Annotated in this window: 1 protein-coding gene; it reads left to right on the forward strand. The window is 72.0% G+C overall.

Annotation, left to right across the window (positions count from 1 at the left end; genetic code table 11):
- Positions 1-418 (forward strand): hypothetical protein (locus tag OEB96_RS00265; protein ID WP_266213369.1); only part of this gene is annotated, 418 nt, incomplete at both ends.

The raw sequence follows: 418 nt of genomic DNA on the forward strand, positions 1-418 counted from the left end.
CGGTCGAGGAGGAGGGCTTCGCCCTGACGGCCCCACCCGGCGAGGGCAAGCGCGTGCAAGTGCCCACGGGGCATCAGCCGGCGCTGTTCGACGCGGGCAAGCCCGACCCCGCTGTGCTCGAGCGGATGCGTGCCGAGGAACTGGCCGAGCGCCGGGCGAAACGACCACCGCCGGATACGTCGGATCCGCTGCTCACCCAGGCCACGAGCGAGCGCTCGGCCGACGACGAGGGCCGGGCAGCGCCACCGGCACCACTGCCGACCGCTGGCGTACGCGCCACACCACCGACCGACGACGAGAACCAGGCACCGGCCACGCCGATGATGCGCATGGGTCCTTGGGTCGGTGAGATCCAAACCGTCGCCAACCGCATGGGCGACGAGGGGCGGCACGGTGACGACTTCGTGCTCATCTCCGC

Origin of the sequence: Paraliomyxa miuraensis, from assembly GCF_026337845.1 — a bacterium.
Classification (GTDB): domain Bacteria; phylum Myxococcota_A; class Polyangia; order Nannocystales; family Nannocystaceae; genus Paraliomyxa; species Paraliomyxa miuraensis.